General features: G+C 64.9%; 31 protein-coding genes and 3 pseudogenes. 20 read left to right on the top strand and 14 right to left on the bottom strand.

Going from position 1 to position 25011, the window contains the following annotated elements; translation table 11 throughout:
* Positions 1–106 precede the first annotated feature (106 nt).
* The 4 genes and pseudogenes from GRX31_RS29045 to GRX31_RS29030 all read left to right on the top strand — a co-directional run bounded on the left by GRX31_RS29045 (position 107) and on the right by GRX31_RS29030 (position 4382).
* Positions 107–1582 (top strand): annotated as a pseudogene (locus GRX31_RS29045) (Mu transposase C-terminal domain-containing protein).
* A gap of 2 nt (positions 1583–1584) precedes the next feature.
* Positions 1585–2493 (top strand): TniB family NTP-binding protein, encoded by a 909-nt coding sequence (locus GRX31_RS29040; protein ID WP_003465065.1) that lies wholly within the window; start codon positions 1585–1587, stop codon positions 2491–2493.
* A complete protein-coding gene (locus tag GRX31_RS29035) occupies positions 2490–3707 on the top strand; it encodes a TniQ family protein (protein ID WP_003465063.1) in 1218 nt (405 codons plus the stop codon). The genes GRX31_RS29040 and GRX31_RS29035 overlap by 4 nt, the downstream gene beginning before the upstream one ends.
* 60 nt (positions 3708–3767) lie before the next feature.
* Complete coding sequence (locus GRX31_RS29030; RefSeq protein ID WP_000904941.1) at positions 3768–4382, top strand: recombinase family protein; 615 nt, start codon at positions 3768–3770, stop codon at positions 4380–4382.
* 52 nt (positions 4383–4434) lie between these two features.
* Here the strand turns inward: GRX31_RS29030 and merE are convergent, their stop codons facing one another.
* Genes merE through merT form a run of 6 tightly spaced genes read right to left on the bottom strand, consistent with a single transcriptional unit; the run spans position 4435 to position 7582 of the window.
* Positions 4435–4671: a broad-spectrum mercury transporter MerE gene (merE, locus tag GRX31_RS29025; protein ID WP_001087809.1), complete on the bottom strand. Its 237-nt coding sequence runs from the start codon at positions 4669–4671 to the stop codon at positions 4435–4437.
* Entirely contained in the window at positions 4668–5033 is a 366-nt protein-coding gene (merD, locus tag GRX31_RS29020) for a mercury resistance co-regulator MerD (protein ID WP_003465059.1), read from the bottom strand. Before merD ends, merE begins: the two co-directional genes overlap by 4 nt.
* A 16-nt stretch (positions 5034–5049) precedes the next feature.
* Positions 5050–6696 carry a mercury(II) reductase gene (gene merA / locus GRX31_RS29015; RefSeq protein ID WP_000136268.1) on the bottom strand — a complete coding sequence of 549 codons (1647 nt, stop codon included), beginning with the start codon at positions 6694–6696 and terminating at the stop codon, positions 5050–5052.
* Complete coding sequence (gene merF / locus GRX31_RS29010) at positions 6693–6938, bottom strand: mercury resistance system transport protein MerF (RefSeq protein WP_000654684.1); 246 nt, start codon at positions 6936–6938, stop codon at positions 6693–6695. The genes merA and merF overlap by 4 nt, the downstream gene beginning before the upstream one ends.
* Before the next feature lie 2 nt (positions 6939–6940).
* Positions 6941–7216, bottom strand: coding sequence for a mercury resistance system periplasmic binding protein MerP (gene merP, locus GRX31_RS29005; protein WP_000735441.1), 276 nt, complete (start codon positions 7214–7216; stop codon positions 6941–6943).
* Positions 7217–7231: 15 nt separating this feature from the next.
* A complete protein-coding gene (merT, locus tag GRX31_RS29000; protein WP_001294667.1) occupies positions 7232–7582 on the bottom strand; it encodes a mercuric ion transporter MerT in 351 nt (116 codons plus the stop codon).
* Positions 7583–7653: 71 nt separating this feature from the next.
* On the opposite strand from merT, the gene merR reads away from it, so the two are divergent.
* Entirely contained in the window at positions 7654–8088 is a 435-nt protein-coding gene (merR, locus tag GRX31_RS28995) for an Hg(II)-responsive transcriptional regulator (RefSeq protein ID WP_000429838.1), read from the top strand.
* Between the two features lie 270 nt (positions 8089–8358).
* On the opposite strand, the pseudogene GRX31_RS28990 reads toward merR, so the two are convergent.
* The 3 genes and pseudogenes from GRX31_RS28990 to GRX31_RS28980 all read right to left on the bottom strand — a co-directional run bounded on the left by GRX31_RS28990 (position 8359) and on the right by GRX31_RS28980 (position 9773).
* Positions 8359–8953 (bottom strand): annotated as a pseudogene (locus tag GRX31_RS28990) (uracil-DNA glycosylase family protein).
* Positions 8935–9099, bottom strand: coding sequence for a hypothetical protein (locus tag GRX31_RS30705; protein WP_202396760.1), 165 nt, complete (start codon positions 9097–9099; stop codon positions 8935–8937). Before GRX31_RS30705 ends, GRX31_RS28990 begins: the two are co-directional and overlap by 19 nt.
* A 140-nt stretch (positions 9100–9239) precedes the next feature.
* A complete protein-coding gene (locus GRX31_RS28980) occupies positions 9240–9773 on the bottom strand; it encodes a carboxymuconolactone decarboxylase family protein (protein WP_003830783.1) in 534 nt (177 codons plus the stop codon).
* Between the two features lie 117 nt (positions 9774–9890).
* Here GRX31_RS28980 and GRX31_RS28975 point away from each other — a divergent pair, with 117 nt between their 5' ends.
* The 8 genes from GRX31_RS28975 (at position 9891) to GRX31_RS28940 (ending at position 16609) form a co-directional block, all read left to right on the top strand.
* Complete coding sequence (locus GRX31_RS28975; RefSeq protein WP_160856013.1) at positions 9891–10499, top strand: cupin domain-containing protein; 609 nt, start codon at positions 9891–9893, stop codon at positions 10497–10499.
* A gap of 428 nt (positions 10500–10927) precedes the next feature.
* Positions 10928–11833 (top strand): recombinase family protein, encoded by a 906-nt coding sequence (locus GRX31_RS28970; protein WP_061070725.1) that lies wholly within the window; start codon positions 10928–10930, stop codon positions 11831–11833.
* A gap of 85 nt (positions 11834–11918) precedes the next feature.
* Positions 11919–12551, top strand: coding sequence for a ParA family protein (locus tag GRX31_RS28965; RefSeq protein WP_007966093.1), 633 nt, complete (start codon positions 11919–11921; stop codon positions 12549–12551).
* On the top strand, positions 12544–12873 hold the full coding sequence (locus tag GRX31_RS28960; RefSeq protein WP_011997475.1) for a hypothetical protein: 330 nt from the start codon (positions 12544–12546) through the stop codon (positions 12871–12873). The genes GRX31_RS28965 and GRX31_RS28960 overlap by 8 nt, the downstream gene beginning before the upstream one ends.
* Positions 12874–12956: 83 nt before the next feature.
* Positions 12957–13271: a ParC family partition-associated protein gene (gene parC / locus GRX31_RS28955; protein ID WP_011997474.1), complete on the top strand. Its 315-nt coding sequence runs from the start codon at positions 12957–12959 to the stop codon at positions 13269–13271.
* Positions 13272–13493: 222 nt separating this feature from the next.
* Positions 13494–14852: a replication protein gene (locus GRX31_RS28950; RefSeq protein ID WP_237426813.1), complete on the top strand. Its 1359-nt coding sequence runs from the start codon at positions 13494–13496 to the stop codon at positions 14850–14852.
* Between the two features lie 234 nt (positions 14853–15086).
* Complete coding sequence (locus tag GRX31_RS28945) at positions 15087–15395, top strand: hypothetical protein (RefSeq protein WP_074053061.1); 309 nt, start codon at positions 15087–15089, stop codon at positions 15393–15395.
* Between the two features lie 293 nt (positions 15396–15688).
* A complete protein-coding gene (locus GRX31_RS28940) occupies positions 15689–16609 on the top strand; it encodes a DNA-binding protein (RefSeq protein WP_061070723.1) in 921 nt (306 codons plus the stop codon).
* Between the two features lie 219 nt (positions 16610–16828).
* Here the strand turns inward: GRX31_RS28940 and GRX31_RS28935 are convergent, their stop codons facing one another.
* Positions 16829–17248, bottom strand: coding sequence for a TraK family protein (locus tag GRX31_RS28935; RefSeq protein ID WP_061070722.1), 420 nt, complete (start codon positions 17246–17248; stop codon positions 16829–16831).
* A gap of 364 nt (positions 17249–17612) precedes the next feature.
* Here GRX31_RS28935 and traJ point away from each other — a divergent pair, with 364 nt between their 5' ends.
* The 7 genes from traJ (at position 17613) to GRX31_RS28900 (ending at position 23341) form a co-directional block, all read left to right on the top strand.
* Positions 17613–17990, top strand: coding sequence for a conjugal transfer transcriptional regulator TraJ (gene traJ, locus GRX31_RS28930; protein WP_074053059.1), 378 nt, complete (start codon positions 17613–17615; stop codon positions 17988–17990).
* Positions 17987–19816 carry a TraI/MobA(P) family conjugative relaxase gene (gene traI / locus GRX31_RS28925; RefSeq protein ID WP_061070721.1) on the top strand — a complete coding sequence of 610 codons (1830 nt, stop codon included), beginning with the start codon at positions 17987–17989 and terminating at the stop codon, positions 19814–19816. The genes traJ and traI overlap by 4 nt, the downstream gene beginning before the upstream one ends.
* A gap of 242 nt (positions 19817–20058) precedes the next feature.
* The gene (trbJ, locus tag GRX31_RS28920; RefSeq protein WP_061070720.1) at positions 20059–20844 is read left to right on the top strand and encodes a P-type conjugative transfer protein TrbJ; all 786 of its coding nucleotides are present in this window, start codon (positions 20059–20061) and stop codon (positions 20842–20844) included.
* A gap of 15 nt (positions 20845–20859) precedes the next feature.
* A complete protein-coding gene (gene trbK, locus GRX31_RS28915; protein ID WP_061070719.1) occupies positions 20860–21126 on the top strand; it encodes an entry exclusion lipoprotein TrbK in 267 nt (88 codons plus the stop codon).
* Positions 21123–22784 carry a P-type conjugative transfer protein TrbL gene (gene trbL / locus GRX31_RS28910; protein ID WP_061070728.1) on the top strand — a complete coding sequence of 554 codons (1662 nt, stop codon included), beginning with the start codon at positions 21123–21125 and terminating at the stop codon, positions 22782–22784. The genes trbK and trbL overlap by 4 nt, the downstream gene beginning before the upstream one ends.
* A gap of 2 nt (positions 22785–22786) precedes the next feature.
* Positions 22787–23044: a hypothetical protein gene (locus GRX31_RS28905; protein ID WP_061070727.1), complete on the top strand. Its 258-nt coding sequence runs from the start codon at positions 22787–22789 to the stop codon at positions 23042–23044.
* A gap of 63 nt (positions 23045–23107) precedes the next feature.
* Positions 23108–23341 carry a type I toxin-antitoxin system ptaRNA1 family toxin gene (locus GRX31_RS28900; protein ID WP_011997484.1) on the top strand — a complete coding sequence of 78 codons (234 nt, stop codon included), beginning with the start codon at positions 23108–23110 and terminating at the stop codon, positions 23339–23341.
* A 413-nt stretch (positions 23342–23754) separates the two neighbouring features.
* Here GRX31_RS28900 and GRX31_RS31120 read toward each other — a convergent pair.
* From GRX31_RS31120 to GRX31_RS28885, 4 genes and pseudogenes are all read right to left on the bottom strand, one after another.
* Positions 23755–23853, bottom strand: a pseudogene (locus GRX31_RS31120) (transcriptional regulator); the annotation flags it as partial.
* 14 nt (positions 23854–23867) lie between these two features.
* Positions 23868–24038, bottom strand: coding sequence for a hypothetical protein (locus tag GRX31_RS30700; protein WP_167370944.1), 171 nt, complete (start codon positions 24036–24038; stop codon positions 23868–23870).
* Entirely contained in the window at positions 24038–24292 is a 255-nt protein-coding gene (locus GRX31_RS28890; RefSeq protein ID WP_005934365.1) for a type II toxin-antitoxin system RelE/ParE family toxin, read from the bottom strand. The genes GRX31_RS30700 and GRX31_RS28890 overlap by 1 nt, the downstream gene beginning before the upstream one ends.
* A 26-nt stretch (positions 24293–24318) precedes the next feature.
* A complete protein-coding gene (locus tag GRX31_RS28885) occupies positions 24319–24591 on the bottom strand; it encodes a CopG family ribbon-helix-helix protein (protein ID WP_054471486.1) in 273 nt (90 codons plus the stop codon).
* Positions 24592–25011: the final 420 nt, after the last annotated feature.

Here is a 25011-nt window from a genome sequence, read left to right as displayed (position 1 = left end):
TTGTCGTTTTCAGAAGACGACCGCACCATCTGACTGGATGTAACGCCTGGTGTGCATACGGCTCCTGACAGCCCAATATCAGGAGTCGTCTGCACCAATCTCGACTATGCTCAATACTCGTGTGCACCAAAGCGAGGTTTGGGCATGACATCAGACACTCCACCGATTGCCGCGCAAGGCGTGGCCACCCTGCCCGACGAGGCATGGGCGCAAGCCCGGCACCGGACGGAAATCATCGGGCCACTGGCAGCGCTTGAGGTGGTCGGGCATGAAGCCGCCGATGAGGCAGCCCAAGCGCTGGGCCTGTCCCGGCGACAGGTATATGTCCTGATCCGTCGCGCCCGGCAGGGTACTGGCCTGGTAACAGACCTGACGCCCGGCCGATCCGGCGGCGGCAAAGGCAAGGGGCGCTTGCCGGAACCGGTCGAGCGCATCATCCGCGAGCTGCTGCAAAAGCGCTTCCTGACCAAGCAGAAACGCAGCCTGGCGGCGTTCCACCGCGAAGTCGCGCAGGCGTGCAAAACCCAGAAGCTGCCGGTGCCGGCGCGCAACACCGTGGCCCAGCGGATTGCCGGACTACACCCGGCGAAAATAGCCCGCAGCCGGGGCGGGCAGGACGCTGCCCGTCCCTTGCAAGGCGCGGGTGGCATTCCGCCAGAAGTCACCATGCCGCTGGAACAGGTGCAGATCGACCACACCGTCATCGACCTGATCGTGGTCGACGAGCGCGACCGGCAACCGATTGGCCGCCCATATTTGACCCTCGCCATCGACGTGTTCACGCGCGCCGCACTACGGCGGCATCGTGGAACGGATCATCGGCACGGCGATGCAGATGATCCACGACGAATTACCGGGGACGACCTTCTCCAATCCCGGCCAGCGCGGCGAGTACGATTCCGAGAAGATGGCCACCCTGACGCTGCGCGAGCTGGAGCGCTGGCTCGCGTTGGCGGTAGGCACCTATCACGGCTCCGTGCACAACGGCCTGCTCCAGCCGCCGGCCGCGCGCTGGGCCGAGGCCGTGGAGCGCGTTGGCGTCCCGGCCGTCGTTACCCGCCCCACCGCGTTTTTGGTCGATTTCCTGCCGGTGATCCGCCGCACCCTGACCCGCACCGGCTTTGTCATCGACCACATCCACTACTACGCCGACGCCCTCAAGCCGTGGATTGCCCGGCGCGAGCGCTTGCCCGCCTTCCTGATCCGGCGCGATCCGCGCGACATCAGCCGCATCTGGGTACTGGAACCGGAAGGTCAGCACTATCTGGAGATCCACTACCGCACCTTGTCCCATCCGGCCGTCACCCTCTGGGAACAACGCCAGGCGCTGGCCAAATTGCGTCAGCTCGGGCGCGAGCAGGTGGACGAGTCGGCGCTGTTCCGCATGATCGGGCAGATGCGCGAGATCGTGACCACCGCCCAGAAGGCCACGCGCAAGGCGCGGCGCGACGCTGATCGCCGCCAGCACCTCAAGACGTCGGAGCCACCGGCCAAGCCCATACCGCCGGATGTGGACATGGCTGACCCGCAGGCAGACAACCTGCCGCCGGCCAAACCGTTCGATCAGATCGAGGAGTGGTAGCCGTGGACGAATATCCCGTCATTGACCTGTCCCACCTGCTGCCAGCGGCACAGGGTTTGGCCAGGCTGCCGGCAGACGAGCGCATCCAGCGCATTCGCGCCGACCGCTGGATCGGCTACCCGCGCGCGGTCGAGGCGCTGAACCGGCTGGAAACTCTGTATGCGTGGCCGAACAAGCAACGCATGCCAAACCTGCTGCTGGTCGGCCCCACCAACAACGGCAAGTCGATGATCGTCGAGAAATTCCGGCGGGCGCACCCGGTCGGCACCGACGCTGACCAAGAACATATCCCGGTGCTGGTCGTGCAGATGCCGTCAGAGCCATCGGTGATCCGCTTCTATGTCGCGCTGCTGGCTGCGATGGGCGCGCCGCTGCGCCCGCGCCCACGGCTGCCGGAAATGGAGCAACTGGCGCTGGCCCTGCTGCGCAAGGTCGGCGTGCGCATGCTGGTGATCGACGAACTGCACAATGTACTGGCTGGCAACAGCGTTAACCGGCGCGAGTTCCTCAACCTGCTGCGCTTCCTCGGCAACGAGCTGCGTATCCCCCTGGTCGGGGTCGGCACGCGCGAGGCGTACCTGGCCATCCGTTCGGACGATCAGTTGGAAAACCGCTTCGAGCCGATGCTGCTGCCGCCGTGGGAGGCCAATGAGGACTGCTGCTCGCTGCTGGCCAGCTTCGCGGCGTCACTCCCGCTACGGCGGCCATCCCCGATTGCCACGCTGGACATGGCCCGCTACCTGCTCACCCGGAGCGAAGGCACCATCGGCGAGCTTGCACATCTGCTGGTGGCGGCGGCCGTCGCCGCCGTGGAGAGTGGCGAGGAAGCGATCAACCACCGCACGCTCAGCATGGCCGACTACATCGGCCCCAGTGAGCGGCGGCGACAGTTCGAGCGGGAACTGATGTGAAGTCCGCGCCGCGCTGGCCGCTGCATCCGGCACCCAAGGAAGGCGAAGCCCTGTCCTCATGGCTCAACCGGGTCGCCGCCTGCTACCAGATGGACGTGCACGAGCTGCTGGCCCACGATCTTGGTCACAGCCAACTTGATGACCTGGATACCGCACCATCCTTGTCGTTGCTGACGGCGCTCTGCCAGCGCAGTGGCGTCGAGCTGGAGCGGTTGCGCAGCATGAGTCTTGCAGGCTGGGTGCCGTGGCTGCTCGACAGTCTCGACGATTCGGTACCAGCAGCCTTGGAAACCTATACATTCCAATGCGCGGTGCTCCTGCCCAAGCGCACCCGCAAGGTGCGGTCCATCACTCGCTGGCGTGCCTGGCTACCGAGCCAGACGATTCGCCGGGCGTGTCCGCAGTGTCTGAACGATCCAACGAATCAAGCTGTGCTACTCGTCTGGCAGCTCCCCTTGATGCTGAGCTGCCCGCAGCATGGCTGCTGGCTGGAGTCCTACTGGGGCATGCCCGGCCGGTATCTTCAGTGGGAAATCGCCGATGCTGCGCCGCGCCCTGCCGATGACGCAATCGCCTGCATGGACCGGCGCACCTGGCAGGCGCTGACGACGGGTTTTGTGGAGCTGCCGCGTCGGCGTGTCCACGCCGGCTTGTGGTTCCGGCTGCTGCGCACCCTGCTTGATGAGCTGAACACGCCGCTCTCGCACTGCGGCAGTTGCTCGGCGAGCATCCGCCATGTCTGGGAGCGCTGCGGCCATCCGCTGCGCGCCGGGCAGAGTCTGTGGCGTCCCTACGAGATTCTGGCCCCGGCGGTGCAGTGGCAGATGCTGGAGGCGGCGGCCACCGCCATCACGCTGATCGAGTCAAAGGCGCTGATCCCGCGCGGGGAACAGGCCGCGCTGTTTCAGACGGAGCCGCACACTGGTTTCACCAACGGCCTGCCGGCGAAGGTGCCGAAGCCGGAACCCATCAACCACTGGCAACGAGCAGCCCAGGCCATCGATGAGGCCATCATTGAAGCGCGACACAACCCGGAGACGGCCCGCTTGCTGTTCACACTGGCGTCCTACGGGCGACGCGACCCCGAATCCCTGGAACGTTTGCGCGCCACGTTCACCAAGGAGGGCATCCCGCCGGAGTTTTTGTCACATTACGAGCCTGAATGGCCGTTTGCAGGTCTTAGACTAAATGACGGGTTAAGTGACAGTTTTTGACGGCGAGAACTTTCTGGCTCACACTGTCACATAATCGAACGTATATGTGACAGGTACGACATGCTGATAGGCTACATGCGGGTATCGAAGGCGGACGGCTCCCAGGCTACCGATTTGCAGCGCGACGCGCTGATTGCCGCCGGGGTCGATCCAGTACATCTTTACGAGGACCAGGCATCCGGCATGCGCGAGGATCGGCCCGGCTTGACGAGCTGCCTGAAGGCGTTGCGAACTGGCGACACACTGGTCGTGTGGAAACTGGATCGGCTCGGACGCGACCTGCGACATCTCATCAACACCGTGCACGACCTGACTGGGCGCGGCATCGGCTTGAAGGTATTAACCGGGCACGGCGCGGCCATCGACACCACGACCGCCGCCGGCAAGCTGGTCTTTGGCATCTTCGCCGCCCTGGCCGAGTTCGAGCGCGAGTTGATCGCGGAGCGCACGATTGCCGGCCTAGCCTCGGCCCGCGCGCGCGGGCGGAAAGGCGGCCGGCCGTTCAAGATGACCGCCGCCAAGCTGCGGCTGGCGATGGCGGCAATGGGTCAGCCAGAGACCAAGGTCGGCGACCTGTGCCAGGAACTTGGCGTCACGCGGCAGACCCTGTATCGGCATGTTTCACCCAAGGGTGAGCTACGTCCAGATGGCGAGAAGCTACTCAGCCGAATTTGATGCCGGCATGAGGCAACGTAGCGACAGCGTGGTTTGTCTCAATGGGAAGCGCTCATGATCGATCTTTGAAGGCCCGCAGCAGTCGTGTCACAGACAGGACGAACAAACCGGTCAGCGTGAGGGCTGCGATACCCCAGTACTCTCCGATGAACGCGCCGGCCGTCGTGCCGGCCAGCACAATGGCGAGAATCGGCAAATGGCAGGGACAGGTGAGCACGGCCAGCGCGCCCCACAGGTAGCCGGTGATCGGTTTGTGCGTCTCGGACGGCAAGCGCTCGGGGCTGTTCATGGCAGACTCTCCGCGTGCTGTGCCGGCTCGGTCGGCATGGTGGCCAACTGCACCTCCAGATCGGCCAACGCTTCGCGCCGACGCTCGACGAACTGGCGCAGAACGGCAAGCTGCGCGGCCGCTTCATCGCCGTCCGCAGCATCCAGCGCCCGGCACAGCCGCGCCAGCGCGTCCAGGCCGATGCCCGCCTCGAAGGCCGCCCGCACGAAGCACAGCCGTTGCAAGGCGGCATCATCGAACAGGCCATAGCCGCCCGGGGTGCACGCCACCGGACGCAGCAATCCGCGCAGCAGGTAGTCGCGCACGATATGCACGCTCACCCCGGCATCAAGGGCCAGCCGGGACACGGTGTAGGCGCTCATTGAAAACCTCCTTTTTTTATCCAGCGCAGCAGGAAAGCTGCTTCACGTCCTTGTTGAAGGTCTGCGCCGCAAGCTTCAACCCCTCGACCATTGTCAGGTAGGGGAACAACTGGTCGGCCAGTTCCTGCACCGTCATGCGGTTGCGGATGGCGAGCACCGCCGTCTGGATCAGTTCGCCCGCTTCCGGGGCCACCGCCTGCACGCCGATGAGCCGTCCGCTACCTTCCTCGATGACCAGCTTGATGAAGCCGCGTGTGTCGAAGTTGGCAAGCGCTCGCGGAACGTTGTCGAGTGTCAGCGTGCGACTGTCGGTCTCGATGCCATCGTGGTGCGCTTCCGCCTCGCTGTAGCCCACGGTGGCGACTTGCGGGTCGGTGAACACCACTGCCGGCATCGCGGTCAGATTGAGGGCTGCGTCGCCGCCGGTCATGTTGATCGCGGCACGGGTGCCGGCGGCCGCTGCCACGTAGACGAACTGCGGCTGGTCGGTGCAGTCGCCGGCCGCGTAGATGTTCGGGTTGCTCGTGCGCATGCCTTGGTCGATAACGATGGCCCCTTGCGCATTGACAGTGACCCCCGCCGCGTCCAGCGCGAGGCTGCGCGTATTCGGTGCCCGACCGGTGGCAACCAGCAACTTGTCAGCGCGCAATTCACCGTGTCCGGTGGTCAGCACGAATTCGCCGTTCACATGGGCGACCTGGCTGGCTTGCGTGTGCTCCAGCACCTCGATGCCCTCGGCGCGGAAAGCGGCTGTCACGGCCTCGCCGATGGCCGGGTCTTCCCGGAAGAACAAGGTGCTGCGTGCCAGGATCGTGACCTGGCTGCCGAGCCGGGCAAAGGCTTGCGCCAGTTCCAACGCCACCACCGACGAACCGATCACGGCCAGGCGTGCGGGAATGGTGTCGCTGACAAGCGCTTCGGTGGAAGTCCAGTAGGGTGACTCTTTCAGGCCCGGAATCGGCGGCACGGCCGGACTGGCACCGGTGGCGACCAGGCAGCGGTCGAACGTTACCTCGCGCTCGCCACCCTCGTTCAAACGGACGACCAGGCTCTGGTCGTCCTTGAAACGCGCTTCACCGTGCAAAACGGTGATGGCTGGATTGCCGTCCAGGATGCCTTCGTATTTGGCGTGCCGCAGTTCATCGACACGGGCCTGCTGCTGGGCCAGCAGTTTGCTGCGGTCAATCGCAGGCACAGTTGCCGCAATACCGCCGTCGAACGGACTTTCCCGGCGCAGATGGGCAATATGGGCAGCGCGGATCATGATCTTGGACGGCACACAGCCGATATTGACGCAGGTGCCGCCGATGGTGCCGCGTTCGATCAGCGTGACCGTCGCGCCTTGCTCGACGGCCTTCAGCGCCGCCGCCATCGCGGCCCCGCCGCTGCCAATGATGGCGATATGCAAACCGGCGCCCTCAAGTGCATCACGGATTTTTGGTTCATCTTTGAAATCACCAACCCGGATCGAGCCTTGATAACCCAATGCGGCGATGGCGGCCAGCAGTTGGTTGTGGCTCACGGCGGTGTCTGCCATGACTTGCGCGCGGCTTTCTGGATAGGACACCACAGCGGCATTCACGCCGGGAATCTTTTCCAAAGCATCTTTGACATGGGTGGCGCAGGATGTGCAGGTCATGCCATTCACGGTGATTTCGGTCATTTTTTTACTCCATTGAATTTCGGTGTGCAGCAGGCATCGGCTTGGCGTTTTCGTTGGATGGCGTAGATGGTCAAGCCGATGAAAATCGCCAGCGCAGGCAGCAGCACATAGTCCAGATAGCCGGTCAGCGCGGACAAGCCGACCACACCGAGCAAAATGACCAGAACAGGGGTGAAGCAACACAGCGCCACGAGGGTTGTGCCAATGATGCTGACCCGCAGCAGTGTCTTCGGGTCTTTCATGATCAGTTCTTGACTGATGATGGGTAGCCCGCATCCTCGGTAGCCTTGGTCAGTTTCTGCACGCTGGTCTTGGCATCATCGAAGGTGACCACCGCTTCGCGCGTCTCGAAGGTCACGTCAACTTTACTGACGCCATCGACCTTGGAAATCGCCTTCTTGACAGTGATCGGACAGGCCGAGCAGGTCATGCCCGGTACGGACAGCGTAACGGTCTGGGTGGCGGCCCACACGGGGGCAACAACGGCAGCGAGGGCAAGGGCGGAAAGCAGCTTTTTCATGGTGAACTCCTGTGATCAATAGAAAAATGGCACGACGTAGGGAAATCCGAGCGCGACCAAAACCAGCACGGCCACGCCCCAGAAAATGAGCTTGTAAGTAGCTCGCACTTGGGGAATCGCGCAAACCTCACCCGGTTTGCAGGCGGCTGACGGCCGGTAGATGCGCCGCCAGGCGAAGAACAACGCCACCAGCGCCACGCCGATAAAGATGGGGCGATAGGGTTCCAACACCGTCAAGTTGCCGATCCAAGCGCCGCTGAACCCCAAGGCGATCAGAACCAGCGGCCCGAGGCAGCAAGCCGAGGCGAGGATGGCGGCCAGCCCGCCAGTGAAGAGCGCGCCGCGCCCGTTTTGAGGTTCAGACATACGTTTGTCCTTTCGAATCGGAATTGGATAGCTTAAGCTTACTTCCGTAGTTATGTACGGAGTCAAGCGATATGGAAAACAATTTGGAGAACCTGACCATTGGCGTTTTCGCCAGGACGGCCGGGGTCAATGTGGAGACCATCCGGTTCTATCAGCGCAAGGGCTTGCTCCCGGAACCGGACAAGCCTTACGGCAGCATTCGCCGCTATGGCGAGACGGATGTAACGCGGGTGCGCTTCGTGAAATCAGCCCAGCGGTTGGGCTTCAGCCTGGATGAGATCGCCGAGCTGCTGCGGCTGGAGGATGGCACCCATTGCGAGGAAGCCAGCAGCCTGGCCGAGCACAAGCTCAAGGACGTGCGCGAGAGGATGGCTGACCTGGCGCGCATGGAGGCCGTGCTGTCTGATTTGGTGTGCGCCTGCCATGCGCGGAAGGGGAACGTTTCCTGCCCGCTGATTGCGTCACTGCAAGGGAAGAAAGAACCGCGCAGTGCGGACGCGGTGTAGCCCGAGGGAACTACGCCTTAGCGTGCTTTATTTTCCGTTTTCTGAGGCGACTCCAACGTCAGAAAAGACCGTGCGGTCGACTTTTGATATTTCGTGCTGTCGCCTTCTGAAAGTGACAACCCGGTCATACGGTGATTGAGGTCCCAGGCGTCAGCTACCGCACCTGAAGCCGTCGTTCATCGCTCCAAAGCCGGTGCCTGTCTCCGTTCGCCCAGGCCAGGGTGTCGTAGTACTTGTGCAGCAGCTCGGTAATGGCGGCGGTGTCGTCGGTCATGGGGTTTCCTTGGGGTTGGCGGTGAGGACTGCCTGGACGCGTGCTTGCAGCGCGGGCAGCACGTCTTGTTGGAACCAGGGGTTGCGCACCAGCCAGCGATTGTTGCGCGGGCTAGGGTGAGGCAGGGGGAACGCTTGCGGCCAGTGCTCGCGCCAGGCTTCGACCACCCGGGTGAGCGGCGTCTTGCCAGTACCGAGGTGGTAGTCCATGGCGTAGCTGCCCAGCACGATGACCAGCGACAGGCGCTCGAAACGCTGCATGAAGGCTTCGCGCCAGGCGGGGGGCGCACTCCGGGCGTAGCGGCAGGTCACCGCTTTTGCCGGTGCCCGGATAACAGAAGCCCATGGGCAGAATGGCGATGCGGGTAGGGTCGTAGAAGGTGTCGCGGTCCACGCCCAGCCAGGCGCGCAGACGCGCGCCGCTGGCGTCGTCGAAGGGCACGCCTGAGGCATGGACCCGGGCCCCCGGTGCTTGGCCGGCGATGAGGATGGGCGCACTCGGGTGAAACTGGAAGACCGGCTGCACGCCGTGTGGCAGATGCGGTGCGCAGCGCGTGCAGGCGCGGACGTCGGTCAGAAAGGCGCGCCCCACAAGGGGTTGCTGGCGAAACGGCCTTTGGCGTCCTTGACCATCACGAACCACACGGCCGCATCGGAACCCCAGACCACAGGGTTGCCAGTGGTCATGGCGCTGGTTTCGAGCTTGCGGATCTCTTTCACCAGCGTGGCGCCGTCCAAGAACTTGCCGGTCTTGCGGTAGTGCTCGGCCGAGGCCTTTAGTCGCCGGCCGTGACGGCCAGTGGCAGGACGAGGGCGCTGGCGAGCAGAGCGCCGGTGAGTGCGATTTTCATCGTGTTCTCCTTATATGCCTATGGAGATCAGACGGCGACCACGGGGAAATCCACCGTGGGGTCGGCGATGTGGTTGGTGTAGTTGGTGAGCGTGTTCAGCGCGACGTTGGCGATCACTTCCAGTATCAGGCCGTCGTCGAGCCCCGCGCGGCGGTAGTTGGCCATGGCGTCGGCCGACACCACGCCGCGTTGCTCGACCAGCGCGCGGGCAAAGCCGGCGATTGCATCGTCAAGTGCGTTGGCCGCCTGGCCGGTGCGGGCCGCGGCGATGGCCTCTGCCGACAGTCCGGCACCTTTGCCGATCAGGGTGTGTGCGCTCAGGCAATACTGGCAGCGATTGGCTTGAGCGGCAGCGAGCGCAACGATCTCGCGCTGGGAGGCATTCAGGCGGCCGGTGCCCAGCGTTTCGGACAAGCCGAGGTAGCCATTGAGCGCCGCCGGCGCGTGGGCCAGCGTGGCGAACAGGTTCGGCACCATGCCAAGCTTGGCTTTGACGGCCTTGAGTGTGGCAGCGGTAGCGGCGTCAGCGGTGTCGATGGTCAGGGGGGCGATTTGGGTCATGTCTATCTCCGTAGTGGGTGAGGTGCAAGAGCACGTGGGCATGATCGCCCTTTGTTTGGTACGATATGGCACGTAAAGTATCAAATACGTAACCTATCGTCTTATATGGAGAGTGGAATGGCGGATCGACTGGCCGGCTTGTTCCGGCACTACTCGCTTTCGGCGCGCGTTTTTCACAGCGGCGCCTTCTGTGAGCAGCATCATTACGCGGCGCCGCATGGCTATATCCATCTGGTGCGGCGCGGCCCGATTACGGCGCGTTCGCCCGTGCATGAAGATCTGCTGGTTACCGAGCCGAGCCTGCTGTTTTATCCGCGCGTGGCGTCGCATCGTTTTGTCGCCGCCCCCGGCGATACCGCTGAGCTGTTGTGTGCGGAGGTCGACCTGGGCGCTTCGACGGGCAATCCGTTGGCCATGGCCTTGCCGTCGATGCTGCTGATTCCGTTGGCGGACTTGCCCGGCCTCGGGCCGACGCTAGAGTTGCTGTTTGCCGAAGCCGAGCGCGACCAGTGCGGTCGGCAGGCCGCCATCGACCGCTTGTGCGAGTTGCTACTGATCCAGTTGCTGCGTTATCTGATGGATGGGCGGCTTGGCGCCACCGGACTGCTGGCGGGCCTGGCCGACCCGAAGAACGCTCTGGCGCGCGCCTTCCGCGTGCGCATGGGCTGCGCCCCGCGCGACTGGCTGGCGCAGCAGCGCGGTGACGCGGCGCTCAGCGGTTCGTGAGTTTGAGTTCGATTCGCCGGTTCTTGGCGTAGGCGGCGCCGGTGTTGCGCTCGTCGAGCGGGTGAAATTCGCATCACGCCGGAACAACTGGCGGAACTCCAGGTGGCGATCCGTCAACGGCTGGTCAGTCTGTTCGTGCGGCGCGGCCGGCTGGACAAGGCTGAGTCAGTGGCGCAGGTAGCTGGATGACGCTGTCCCGCCCTGAGCCGACGCTCACAGGCGGGGATTTCCAGTGTCGTCATTGTCGGCTATTGGCCGGCAGCAGCCCGTCGTTGCCTGATGGATCCAACCCCTCCGCTGCTATAGTGCAGTCGGCTTCTGACGTTCAGTGCAGCCGTCTTCTGAAAACGACACATATAGATCGTTCTTTGATAAATGAGCCTTCCGGGCTACGATAGGCGCATTCAGGTATGCCCAAAGGAGCCAGAATGAGCAGGACGAAGCCAGCAGCCGCGCCGATGGTGGCGCGGGTCTATCTGCGCGTCAGCACCGACGCGCAAGACCTTGAACGCCAGGAAGGGATCATCACGGCCGCGAAGGCCGCCGGGTACTACGTCGCCGGCATCTACCGCGAGAAAGCCAGCGGCGCACGCGCTGACCGGCCCGAGCTGCTGCGCATGGTGGCCGACCTGCAACCGGGCGAGGTGGTCATTGCCGAGAAGATCGACCGCATCAGCCGCCTACCCTTGCCCGAGGCCGAGCGCCTGGTGGCCTCGATCCGGGCCAAGGGTGCGCGCCTGGCCGTCCCTGGCGTGGTCGATCTATCCGACCTGGCGGCCGAGGCCCAGGGCGTCGCCAAGATCGTCCTGGAATCCGTCCAGGACATGCTTTTGAAGCTGGCCCTACAGATGGCCCGCGACGACTACGAGGACAGGCGCGAGCGGCAGCGCCAGGGCATCGAGCTGGCGAAGCGGGACGGCCGCTACAAGGGCCGGCGGGCCGATCCGAAGCTGCGCGCCCAGGTGATCGCGTTGCGCAGCATCGGCCAGAGCATCGCGGAGACTGCCAAGCTGGCCGGGTGCAGCGTGGCCCAGGTCAAACGGATTTGGGCCAGCCGTGACATGAGCCGGGCCGAGGCGGCCAGGCATGGCGCTTTCGTGGAGGACGCATTGACCGAGGCCGACGCCGGCGCGGCGGCCGACGTGGAGCAGGGCGCGGCCGAGCTGCCCGAGCCGGCTTTTCTGGACGATGAAGGCCCAGTCGCCGATCTGCCGATGCCCCCGTACCGAACCCAAAACCTGCCGCAAATCCTGGCGGCCCTCACCGATGACGAGCTGGCGACGTGGCCCGGCGACCTGGCAGACGCCGAGCGGGCGCGGCGGCGCAAACTTTAGCGGCTAAAATCTATCTAGCTACTATCTTGTATCTAGCTTCTATCTTATAATCGTTGCTACCTAGCAGCTAGATAGGGGCTAAATTATGGCGGCGATTGTCGCATTCGTCTCACAGAAGGGCGGCGTAGGGAAATCCACCCTGGCGCGTGCCCTTGCACGCGAAGCGGCCGCCGGCGGCTTGCGCGTGAAGGTAGCAGACCTGGATACACAGCAGGGAACTGCTGTCGATTGGCACCGCCTGCGGCTTTCCCAGGGCATTGAACCCGTGGTGTCCGTCGAGGCGTTCGCCACGGCCGCGCAGGCCCTGGAAGCGGCCAAGGGTTACGACCTTCTCATCATCGACGGGCCGGCCCGCACCAGCTCGGCGACGCTCGACATAGCCCGCGCTGCCGATTTGATCGTGCAGCCGTCCGGCGCATCGAGGGATGACCTCATTCCGGCCGTGCGCGAGTTCCACGCGCTGACGAAGGCCGGTGTCCCGAACGACCGCCTGGCGTTCGCCCTCAACCGCATCGGCACGCCGGCGGAAGAGGTCGCGGCGCGGGTCTATTTACAGCAGGCCGGCTACACCGTCCTGGATGGGAGCTTGCGCGACCGGCCGGCCTACCGCCAGGCGCAAAACACCGGCCACAGCATCACAGAAACCCGCTTTGCGGGCCTGAACGAGCGGGCCGACACACTCATTCAATCGCTCATCGACCGGGTGACAAATGGCTGACGTATCCAAGCTCAAGAAATTGAAAGGCCGGCGCGACGAGCTGGGCGCACCGCCGACGCTGGACGAGGCCAGCACGAACCTGACCGCGCCGGAGGTTGCACCGGTAGCCAGGCCGGCCGCCGCCAACCCACCACCGCAAGCGCCGGCGGCCAAGAAGATCGACGGCCGGAGCGCCCGCAAGACGAACCGCACGGTGCAGTTCGCCACGCGGGTGACGCCGGAATGGGATGCCCGCATCCGCGCCCTGGCGCAGCGTGAAGGTGTGCTGCTGGTCGAGATACTGGAAAAGGCCCTTGACCATTACGAACAATCTAGCAGCTAGTTTGCTGCTAGGTAGCAGCTACATAATCGAAAACCGACACCTGCATTTTTCGTTAATGCTGGACACTGCTGCGAAGGTGGGGCATGATTACGTTTGATTCAAAGGCTGTCATCAATCCGACCGCATTTAAGGAGGTCGTTTTGGTGGGCGGCGTACAGGGTGCGACTGTCACCGTTGCAGAGAAGGGCCTGGTTCTGGCGCTTCGGATCGGCGGAGAAAATCGCATCCTTGGGCAGTATCGGGGCGGCCCCCGCTACTTCCGCACGATTGACGCGGCGGCGTCGTTGCTGATTCAGCACGGCATCTACCGCTTCGAGGCGGACGTGGCCGGGTGGAAGCCCAAGACGCTGACCCGCAAAGGTGGCGAGTTGCTGGGTGGCACCGGCATCGAGCCGTAAAAATGCAAAAGCCCCGTTTGGCGACGGGGCTTTGGCGGGGGTTCCGGGCCTACCAGCTTTGGCGAGCTGATAGACACGACAGCCGATGAATGAGGTTATGGGTTCAACCGCACCCACGACTGTTTAGCTAAACCTCATTCTACGGCCTGACCCCTTCAATGGCAAGAGTCACGCGCGGATTCCGTGCGGGAAGGGGTTATGGCAGGACAGGCACAACTTGCCTTGTTCGAGCCGGCCGACGAGGCCGGCACCTACCATGACACGGCCAGGACGGGCTTTTTCTCGCTCCTGGTCGCGGTAGGGAAGGACAAGCGGCAAGACTCATACAGGCTCACAGACATGCCCACGATCTTGGGCATGGTCGATCAGACCCGCGACACCTGGCTGACGCAGGCCGAGTTCATGCGCCCTAACCGGCGCGTGGTGAATCTGGCGCGTGTCGGGCTGCTGTTCGCCGACCTGGACACCTACCGGCAGCCGTGGGCCACCGGCAGGACGCCGGAGCAACTGGCGGCCACCGTGCTGTACCACTGCGCCCAGGAAGGCATCCCCACGCCCTCGCTGCTGGTCTATAGCGGCCGCGGCATACAAGCCAAGTGGCTGCTGGACGGCACCTTGCCGCGCCAGGCGCTGCCGCGCTGGAACGCCTGCCAGCGGTATCTTGTCGATCGCCTGGCCGGCCTCGGCGCCGACCCCCAGGCCAAGGACGCAAGCCGCGTGCTGCGCCTGGTCAGCACCGTGAATACCAAGAGCGGCGATGTGTGCCGCGTGGTGCATGTCGAGCACGGCCAGGACGGCCAGCCCGTCCGCTACGGTTTCGAGTACCTGGCTGAAATGCTGCTGCCAGTAGCCCGCTGGGACATCGAGCAGCAACGCCGCGACCGTGCCGAACGCCGGCAGCTCAAGCTATTGCCAGGCGGCAAGGCCGACAACCTGCGCGGCTTCTCCGGTCGGCAGCTCGCATGGGATCGCCTGGAGGACTTGCGCAAGCTGGCCGAGCTGCGCGGTGGCGTCAGGGAAGGCGAGCGGATGCAGCATCTTTTCTGGCGTCTCAACTTCCTGCTGCTGTCTGGTGCTACGCACAGCGGGCAGATGTACCACGAGGCGGCCGCGCTGGCCGGCGAGCTTGATCCGGCCTGGTCGTATCGCTCCAAGGAGCTGATGACGTTGTACGCCAAGGCAAAGGCGCACGAGGCCGGCGAGAAAGTGGAGTTCGGCGGCAAGCAGCTTTCCCCGCTCTACACGCCCAAGAACGACACCATCATCAGCCTGTTCCAGATCACCGACGAGGAACAGCGCAAGCTCCGCACGCTCATCAGCTCGGATATGGCGAAGGAGCGCGACAGAGAGCGCCACACGGCCCGCCGGCGGGCTGCTGGGGCGGTAGATCGGCAAACCTACGAAAGCCGCTCCTTGAGCCGGCAGAAGCCTTGGGAAGCCCTCGGTATGAGCCGGGCGAGCTGGTATCGAGCTGGCAAGCCAGCCGCGCCGGCGAGTGAGACAAGTCCATCCGTATTACAGGCCCAGGCGGCCGACCTGGCCAGCATCGCCGGAAGTGACGAGGGCGGCCACAATGCTTGAGACAAGTCCGTCCGTATTACTAATGGCGAAGCCTAGCGGCTTGTCCGCCTCGGCCGTAGGCCGGAGTAGCCCCCTGCGTTTATATAACGCGAGTAGCCGGCAAGGGCGGTGGGTAACTTGCTTGCAAGTTATCCACGGGCCGCGCAGCGCCGGAACGGCGCGGAGGGGCCGAAGGCCCGGAGTAGCCCGCCGCCCGAAGGGCGGCTCCCTCGTCCAGCTCGCCGGGGTGTTGTCATGAGCCGCGCCCGGCGAGCTTTCCCGCCGGAGTTGTTGGCACGCCTGCACGCGATGCAGGTAACGGCCACGCTCGATCTCTTGGGCCTCTACTGGAAGTACGACCCGGATTTCAAACCGATCAAGGACAAGGCCACGGTGCGGGTGAATGTCGCGCTGGGTGGCGGTGGCGTGGAGCTGCTGGCGACCGGGCCGAAGTGGTACGACACCCGCGCAGAGAAGGGCGGCGGTGGTGCCATCGACCTTGCCATGCACCTGCTGCGCCTGGACTTCGTTTCAGCCGTGAAGCGCCTACAGGCCGCGACCTAATTTTTAGCCGCTAAATCTGACGCCAAGGGGAAGCCAGGCCGGCCGTGGTCTGGCTTTTTTCGTTTGCGCCGGAGATCGGCCGCGTAGAAACGCCCAGGACGCCCGAAACCGGGCGAGGGTAGGGGATAGTGCCGCCAACCCTGGAAAACGCCGCCACGGCCCGCCCAGGCCCGAATTTCGACCCCCGACGCGCTCCCGGCCGGGCTGATCCAGGCCATGCGGAAAATAATGGCTTGCATAATAAGAAGAATAATAATATTATTCTTCTTATCTTATCCACCGGAGCCGATGCCATGACACCGCAAGCCCCCCAAATCCCCGCCGACGTGCGCGAGCGCATCATTGCCGCCGCCACTGATCTTTTCGAGCAGTCGGGCCGCGAGACGATGCCCACGGTCGATGCGGTGCGCCGGGCCGCCCGCGTAGATATGAACGCAGCCAGCGCCGTGATGAAGGAATGGCGCAGGGCGCAGACTGCCCAGGCCGCCCCGGTGGCCGTGGCGGTGCCGGAGGTCGTGCAGCAGGCCAGCAGCGCCGCCGTGGCGACGATCTGGCAGCAGGCCCAGGAGCTGGCGAACGAATCCCTGCGCAGCGCACAGGCCGCATGGGAAACAGAGCGGGCCGAGCTGGACGCGATGCGGCAGGAGCTGGCCGAGGCTTTCGAGCGCCAGGCCGGCGAGCTGGAGGCGACCACGGCCGAGCTGACCGCTGAGAAGGCCGCCGCCGAAAAGTTGGCCCAGGAACTCACCGCCGTTCGCCAAGAGCTGGCAGCGGCCAGTGAGCGGGCCGCCACGGCCGAGGCCAGGGCCGGCGAGCTGCGCACCGAACTTGACCGCGCCCACGAGGACGCAGACCAAGCACGCCGGGCGCTGGCCGACCAGCAGAAAGCCGGCCAGGCTGTCGCCGCTCAACTTGACCAGGTGCGCGAGGAACTGGCGACCGTCCGCGCCAAGGCCGATGCCGAGCGCGAAGCGCACCAGGAGCAGCGGAAGGCCGCAGCGGTCGAGGCGCAGCGTATGGCAGAACGCTTGACGGCAGCGCAGGCCGAGCGCGATCAGGCCGCGAAGGCCACCGCGCAGGCTCGTGAGGAAGCTGCCCGCATGGCGGGGCAACTCGACACGCTCAAGGAGCAATCTGCCGCGCTGCTGGCCCGTATCACGCCGCCGGCGGCCGAGGCGAAGCCTGCGACCAGGAAGAAGCCAGGCGGCGAGTGACCGGCCCACCAGGGGGGGCGATTTCACGAACTCGGGGGAGGCCCGGATATTGACATTTGAGGGGCGCGGGCCTGCCCCTAGCGGCCAGGTTTGGCCGTCCTGATCTGTTGGCCGGTGGGAGGCGCAGGGGGGGGGGCGATTTCACGTCATGGGGTTATTGACACTTGAGGGGCCGGCCGACTGTCTTCCCTTGGTGTTCATCCCCCCATCAGGGGCGGCTTACAGCAAGTCCTCTTTGTTCGGCGTCGGGTTGAAATTGAAGCTGGGAATCTTCCCGGCTTGCTCGCTGGCAGGGCTGGCCGGAGCTGATACGGCCGGCTTTGGCGTGACGGCTGGAACGGTGGTCGGCGAGTTGCTGGCCGACCTGGTGGCGGCCTTCGGTGTCGGCGGCGCGGTGTCGGCCGGCGCTGCCTTGATGAACCGCTGGACGTGCCGGCGGAACGTCTCATAGCTGGTTTTCACCCGGCCGGTTTCGTGCATGTGATCGTAGATCGTCGTCAGCGCGTAGCCGGCTTCCATTGCCTCGACCACATCCCCGCGCACCGCCAGAAACGCTACTGCCGCCGCGTCCTGGCGGCGCTTCTTCTCGGCCTTCTGATCGGCCCAGGCGGCAAGTTCATCGGTGTATCGGGTTCCCATCGGCTTCATTCCTGTTTATGTAATGCGCGCGGGTTCATGTGTGTAAAGCTAGTGGAAAGCACATGGAATGTGCGCTGAAACAGCGTGTTAAGTCCTGCGAGCAAGCGGATTTCCCTGCATTTTGCCGTGTTGCATCCATAGGCGCTAGGTTTCCTTGCTAGATACCATGCAAATCCACAATGGCGCGTGTATAGTTTCCTTATTGAATGCAACGCTGAATAGAGGGCAGGATGTGTGAAGTAGGCCCACCATGCAAGCATGGTGATCCTCTTCACTTCCCCTTATTCGCGCCTGCGGCGCTCAACGGGGCATCCTGCCCTGCGGGGCCAGCCGGCGGCCGCCGGCAACGACAGAGGACGCCAAGATGGAGGCCAACGAGAACAAGGTAACGAGGAAGGGCAGCACGCCCATCAAGGTCTATTGCCTGTCGGACGAACGGGCCGCCATCGAGGCCAACGCCCAGGCCGCCGGCATGAGCACGTCCGCCTACCTGCTGGCGGTCGGTCAGGGCTACCAGGTCAAAGGCGTGACCGACTTCGAGAACGTGCGCGACCTGGTGCGCGTGAATGGCGACCTCGGGCGGCTGGGCGGCTTGCTCAAGCTCTGGCTGACCGACGACCCGCGCACGGCCCGCTTCGGCGATGACACCATCCGGGCGCTGCTGGCCCGGATCGAGGCGACCCAGGACAAGATCAGCACCATCGCGGAAAGCGTGGTGCGGCCGCGAGGCGGGCAATCGTGATCGCCAAGCACGTGCCCATGCGCTCGCTGGGCAAGTCCGACTTCGCCGGCCTGGTGCGCTACGTCACCGACGCGCAGAGCAAAGACCACCGGCTGGGCCAGGTGCAGGTCACGAACTGCGCCGCCGACACCGTGCGCGATGCAATCACCGAGGTACTGGCAACCCAGCAGGCCAACACGCGGGCCAAGGGCGACAAGACCTATCACCTGATCGTCAGCTTTCGCGCCGGCGAGCAGCCGAGCGCCGACACCCTGCGGCAGATCGAGGCCCGCATCTGCGACGGGCTGGGCCTGGGCGAGCATCAGCGCGTCAGCGCCGTGCATAACGACACCGACAACCTGCACATCCACATCGCCATCAACAAGATTCACCCGACCAGGGGCACGATGCAGGAGCCGTACTACTCGCATCGGGCGCTGGCCGACCTCTGCACGACCCTGGAACGCGACTACGGCCTGGAACGCGACAACCACGAACCACGCCAGCGCGGCGCGGCCGCCAGGGCTGGCGACCTGGAGCAGCACGCCGGCGTGGAAAGCCTGGTCGGCTGGATCAAGCGCGAGTGCCTGGACGAGATCAAGGACGCGGCAAGCTGGGCCGAGCTGCACCAGGTCATGCGCGACAACGGCCTGGCGCTGCGCGCACGCGGTAACGGCCTGGTCATCGAGGCCGGCGACGGCACGATCATCAAGGCCAGCACCTTGGCCCGCGACCTGTCCAAGCCCGCCCTGGAAAAGCGGCTTGGCACGTTCGAGGCGTCGCCCGAGCGCCAGGCCGCGCCGGCACGGCGCAACTACCAGAAGGGCCGGCCGATGCGTCTGCGCGGCGGCCTGGATACGACCGAGCTTTACGCCCGGTACAAGGGCGCACAGCAGACCCTCACAGCCGCCAGGGCCGGCGTGCTGGCCGAGGCGAAGCGCCGGAAGGATCGGGCCATCGAGCACGCCAAGAAGGCGGCGGCCACCCGGCGGGCGGCCATCAAGCACCTGACCGATGGCCGGCTGACCAAGAAGCTGCTGTATGCCCAGGCCAGCGCCGCTCTGCGGGCCGACCTGGAGGCGATCCACAAGCGCCACGACCAGGAGCGGGCGGCGATCTACAACGAGCACCGCCGGCGGCCGTGGGCCGACTGGCTCAAGCAGCAGGCAACGGCCGGCGACGGCCAGGCGCTCGATGCGCTGCGCGCCCGCGAGGCGGCCCAGGGCCTCAAGGGCGACACCATCCAGGGCGACGGCCAGGCGAAGCCCGGCCATGCCCCGGTGATCGACAGCATCACGAAGAAGGGCACGATCATCTACCGCGCCGGCAGCTCGGCCGTGCGCGATGACGGCGAGCGCCTGGCCGTGTCCAGCCAGGCCGACCGCGCCGGCGTGGCGGCGGCGCTGCGCCTGGCAATGGAACGCTACGGCGAGCGCATCACTGTCAGCGGCAGCGTGGAGTTCAAGGCCGCCGTGATCCGGGCGGCCGTCGATGCCCAGCTCCCCATCACCTTCGCCGATCCGGCACTGGAAAGCCGGCGGCAGGCCGAGGCCACCAAGGCCCAGGCCAAGCGCCGGCCAGGTGTGCCCCCTGTCGGCCAGGAGCCGCCGCCACATCGCCGGCACGGCCTGCGCACGTTGGGCCAGCTCGACGGGCTGCACATCGAGGGCGAAGCCCAGCGGCCGGTACAAGCGCCGACCCAGGCCACCCCGACACCGCCGCCGGCCAAAGTTCAGCAGCCGGCCAGGCCCGCGCCGTCCGAGCTGGAACAGCGCGAGACGCGGCTACGGGCGCAGATGGAAGCCAAGAAGGCGAAACGCCAGGAGGGCAAGAAGCGCGGGCGATGACGCTTGCGAATTCTCGGATGTTCGATTAGCATCCGAATTAGCAGCTAGAAGCTATATAGCAGCTAGTTAGCTTACACCGATGTTCAACAAAAACGTAAGCCCGGACGCGACGGTGTCGTCCTGGGCGGGTACCTTGACAGTCTTTTCGTGGCGAACTGTCTCGTGATGGCCCAACCCCATGACCAGCCTTGTCGGTAGGTCGTGGGGCAGATTAGCCGCTCATCACATCGAGGTACTCGACCATGAAACACGTCCGCCTTTTAGCGGCTAAAACCGCGCTCGCCGCTGCCCTGGCCGGCAGCATCATCATTACCCCGGCGCAGGCCGGCATTCCCGTCATCGACGGCGGCAACCTGGTGCAGAACGTCATGACGGCCATCGAGTCGGTGGCGCAGACGCTCAAGCAGATCGAGCAGTACCAGACCCAATTGCAGCAGTACGAGAACATGCTGCAAAACACGATGGCCCCGGCGGCCTACATCTGGGATCAGGCGCAGTCCACGATCAACGGGCTGATGAATGCCGTCAACACGCTGGACTACTACCGGAACCAGCTCGGCAGTCTCGACAGCTACCTGGGCAAGTTCCAGGACGTGGCCTATTACCGTGGCTCGCCGTGCTTCTCGGCCGCCGGTTGCTCGGATGCAGAGCGCGCCGCGATGGAAGAGAACCGCCGCCTGGCGAGCGAGAGCCAGAAGAAGGCGAACGACGCGCTTTTCAAGGGTCTGGAGCAACAGCAGCGCAACCTTACCGCCGACGCTCGCCAGCTCGAACGGCTCCAGTCGGCCGCGCAGGGTGCGACCGGGCAGATGCAGGCCATCGGCTTCGCCAACCAGCTCGCCGCCAACCAGGCGAACCAGCTCTTGCAGATTCGCGGCCTGCTGATCGCGCAGCAGAACGCCGCGACCGCCAGGATGCAGGCGCAGGCCGACCTTGAGGCGCAACAGCAGGCCGCCGGCGCGACTTCCAGGGAATCCAGGATCGAGCGCACGGCGAGCCCGAAGAACTGGCTCGAACTGACCCGCTGACGGAGGCCCTGCACCATGAAGAAAACGATGCTGCTTGCCGGCCTCGTGGTGGTGCTGGTGGCTGGCTGCGACAACAAGCCGGCCATTCCGCCCATGCCCGAGGTCAATGACACCAATTGCCAGATCGAGGCGATCAAGAAGATCGAGGACAGGGGTACGCGCGAGAAATTCGCCGGGCTGTGCTCGCGTCGGTCGCCGGCCGCCGGCGGCATCGCGCCGACCGAGAAGCCCATGAACTGGCTCGAACTGGCCGACCCGAAAGACCAGGAGGCGAAGCCATGAAAGCACTGCACAAGGCGGCGCTGATCGGCGTCACGCTCGCGCTTTACTCCACCGCCGCATCGGCCCAGCTCACCAATCAAGGGATGCTTGACCAGGTGGTGACGGAGTTCGCCACGCGGGCCACGTCCTGGCAGACGGTGGTGATGAATGCCGCGATGTTCCTGTTCTGGACGCTGGGCACGATCTCGCTGGTTTTCACGTTCGGCTTCATGGCGCTGCGCAAGGCCGACATTGGCGAGTTCTTCGCCGAGTTCATCCGCTTCATCCTGTTCTTTGGCTTCTTCCTCTGGCTGCTGCGCAACGGCCCGGCCTTCGCCAACTCGATCATCCAGTCATTGGCCCGGATCGGTGAGCAGGCGTCCGGGGTGGCATCGGTGACACCCTCGGGCATCGTGGATATCGGCTTCATGATCTTGAAGCAGGCATTCAGCAACTCGTCGATCTGGTCTCCCGTGGATAGCTTCATCGGCGTGGCCTTGAGCCTCGGCATCCTGATCCTGCTGGCTGTCGTTGCCATAAACATGCTGTTGCTGCTCGTCTCGGGCTGGCTGCTGATGTACGCCGGCATCTTCTTCCTCGGCTTCGGTGGAAGCCGTTGGACGTCCGACATGGCGATCAACTACTACAAGACTGTGCTGGGCGTGGCCGTGCAGATCATGACGATGGTGCTCCTGGTCGGCATCGGGAACGACCTGCTTTCCAGCTTCTACGCCAGGATGAACACCGGCACGCTGAACTTTGAAGAGCTGGGCGTGATGCTGGTTTTCTGCGTGGCGTTGCTCATGCTGGTCAATCGCGTGCCGCCGCTGGTCGCGGGCGTCATTTCCGGTACGGGCGTGGGGAACGCTGGCGGCATCGGTAATTTCGGCGCGGGCGCTGCCATCGGTGCGGCTATGGGCGCGGCGAGCATGGCCGCTGGTGCGGCAAGCGTAGCCGGTGCGGCCGTGATGGGTGGTGCAACCTCGGCCGCCGGCGGCATGTCGGCCATCAAGGCAGCGTTCGAGAAAGCGGGATCGAGCGCCGGCGGCGAGTCGGGCGGAATGCCCATGCTCGGTGGCGGCTCCGACCCCGGCAGCGATGCAGGCTCGTTTGCGCAAGCTGCTGGCTTTGGTGGCGGGTCAAGCTCAGGTGCGGGCACCACTACACCACTTGCACAGGCCGCCGGTTTCGGCAGCAGCTCGGGCAGCGGTGCCAGCGGCTCGGGTGGAAGCAATGGGCAGCAGCCCGGTAAATCGGGTGGAGGTCCCAGCTCGAAGGGTGGCGACGAAGCCGGCAGCAAGAAAGCCCAGCAAGGCGGCCAGCAGGCCGCACCAGGCAGCACCGGCCCCGGCTTGCTGGCCTCGGCCGCATCGGCGCTTGGCACGGCGGGCCGCGTGACGGCCGACGCCGGCGCGAACCTGATGCAAGGCGTCGGCGAGGTTGCGAAGGCCAAGGCCGCCAGCATGCGCGACGCCGCCGCCGAACGCATCGCTGACACCACCGGCGGGAAGATCGCGGCGGCTATCAGGGCGAGTGCGGAGAGTGACCAGGCCGCCGCTGTCGAGGCGGTGCCGACATTCGGCGGCAACAACCTGGCAGGGGCCGATTCGGCTGCTGCCGATCCTGATGACGAAGTGGCCGCGTTCGCCAACCGCGAGCACGGTAAATCGGAGGCGTGACCATGAAACGTAGTGGCTTTTTCGACTGCCTGGCGCTCGACCAGGTGCAGCGGCCGGCGGTGGAGTTTGAGCAGCCTGGCGATCAATCAACCGAGCTTGATGCAGCGGCGGAAGTGGCGGCCTTCGTTGATCGCCCTGCCCCGTCTGCCATCGAGGCCATCAGGCCGGCGGCCAAGTCATCGAGCAACAGCTACAGCGGCAGCAACAGGAACACGCCGCTGGCCGAGGCCGCCGGCATCTACAGCAGCGGCCAGCGATAAAGCGCGCCGGCCGGCGTGGGGCCGGCCGACACTTCCACAACCCACCTACCACAGAGGTGAATCATGGCAACTTTGAATCCTACCAATGCAATCGCAACCCAGGCAGTCCATCATGCGGCCGCACAGCTCGCGGCCCTGGACTGGATCGACCAAGAGGCGGCGCGGCAGCTCTCGCCGATGGCGGAAGCCGTCGCCAATATGTTCATGGTGCTGTACTACCAGGCCGAGACGGGCCAGGCTACGCGGGACGACTTCCGCCAGGCCCTGGACGCGGTGCGGCAGTCACTCACCGCGTAGGCTCTACCAGGAACAGCAAGGGCGGCCGGTGGCCGCCCTTGTCGTTTTCGGGCCTGCATCGCCGTTTCCGACGATGCGCGCCGGCGTTCTCGAGCATCGCCAGATCGAGCGATGACGGCCGCCCTGCCCTTTCCCTTGGCGTGGATCTCGCATCGTCATTTCCGGCGATGAGATCCACCTGCAGCACCGCCAGAAATGGCGATGCTGGCCAGCGCCGCAACTTCGCGGGCGTGCTGGATATAGGCCGGGTCGGCCGTGGTTTCGGCATCGGCCAGGAACGCAGCTATAGCTTCGGCGGTTTGCAAGTCCTCGGGCAGCAGCTCACGGCCAACGGCCGGGGCATCCACCCATTCGCGTTGCTCAGGCGGCAATGGATACTGGCCGGATGCTTCGGCTTCGGCCAGCAGCTCATCGAGCGTGTAGCGCACCTGGTCAGCCGTGACGGCGCGGGCCGGGTCGGCCTTCAATGCGTCATAGGCCGGGCCAGCTTTCTCATGCAGCCAGCTTTCCAGGTTCTTCGGGTCGGTCATCGGCGGGCCTTATTGAGCCAGGCCAGCGTTTCAGCATCGCGGGCGGCTACGCGGGCCAGCAGCTCGCGCAGCAGCGCGGCCATGCTCATGCCGTGCGCGGCCGAGATAGCGGCAGCTTCGGCCTTCACGGCCGCCGGTACGGCGGCGCTCACGGTCTTGGTGGTCATCAGTAGCCCGCCTCTTTCTGGTGCCGGAAGGCCAGAACATACACCGCATCGTCGGCCGGTTCGTGGCGGTACAGGGCCACATAGCCGGAATCCCCGAAGGCAATCACCAGCTCGCGCAGCTCGGGCATTTCAGGGAACGGCCGGCCAATGTCCGGGGCCGTCTCCAGCAGCAGGAATTGCCGCTCGATGGCCTGGCCGGCACGCCTGGCGGCGTCCGGTGCCTTGACGGCCAGGAACCGCCGGCATCGTTCCAAGCCTTCCGCCGCGCCTTCGGTGACGATTACTTGTGGCACTCAGGCACCGCCCTTTCGTCATTGGTGCCCCAGGTGTTCAACCAGGTGCGAACTTCCTGGCCGGTCAGGTGGCGGCCGGTTTCCTTGTAGGCCGCCCAGGACGCCAAGGCTTCCTGCTTGAAGCTCTCGCGGGCTTCTTCGCGCTCGACGTACTGCTGGATCGCTTCGAGCATGATCCAGTGGGGCGAGCGGCGGCGCTGGCTGGCGAGGTGCTGGACGCGACCTTTCAGCGTGTCGTCGATCTTGAGAGACGTTGCCATAGTGGGCCTCTTATCACATGGTAATACCTAGTGATAATAGCCCTTCCCTGCCCCCAAGTCCATCACGCTGAAACTGTCTTGAAAAGGCTCTTTAAGGCTGGCGTTTTGAGCTAGGCGCATATTGTCGTTTTCAGAAGACGACCGCACCATCTGACTGGATGTAACGCCTGGTGTGCATACGGCTCCTGACAGCCCAATATCAGGAGTCGTCTGCACCAATCTCGACTATGCTCAATACTCGTGTGCACCAAAGCGAGGTTTGGGCATGACATCAGACACTCCACCGATTGCCGCGCAAGGCGTGGCCACCCTGCCCGACGAGGCATGGGCGCAAGCCCGGCACCGGACGGAAATCATCGGGCCACTGGCAGCGCTTGAGGTGGTCGGGCATGAAGCCGCCGATGAGGCAGCCCAAGCGCT

The sequence above is a fragment of the Delftia sp. CH05 genome (assembly GCF_009827015.1).
Lineage (GTDB): Bacteria > Pseudomonadota > Gammaproteobacteria > Burkholderiales > Burkholderiaceae_C > Comamonas > Comamonas tsuruhatensis.
The sequence above is the reverse complement of the archived record's forward strand: the minus strand, read 5'-3'. Positions and strand labels throughout refer to the sequence as shown.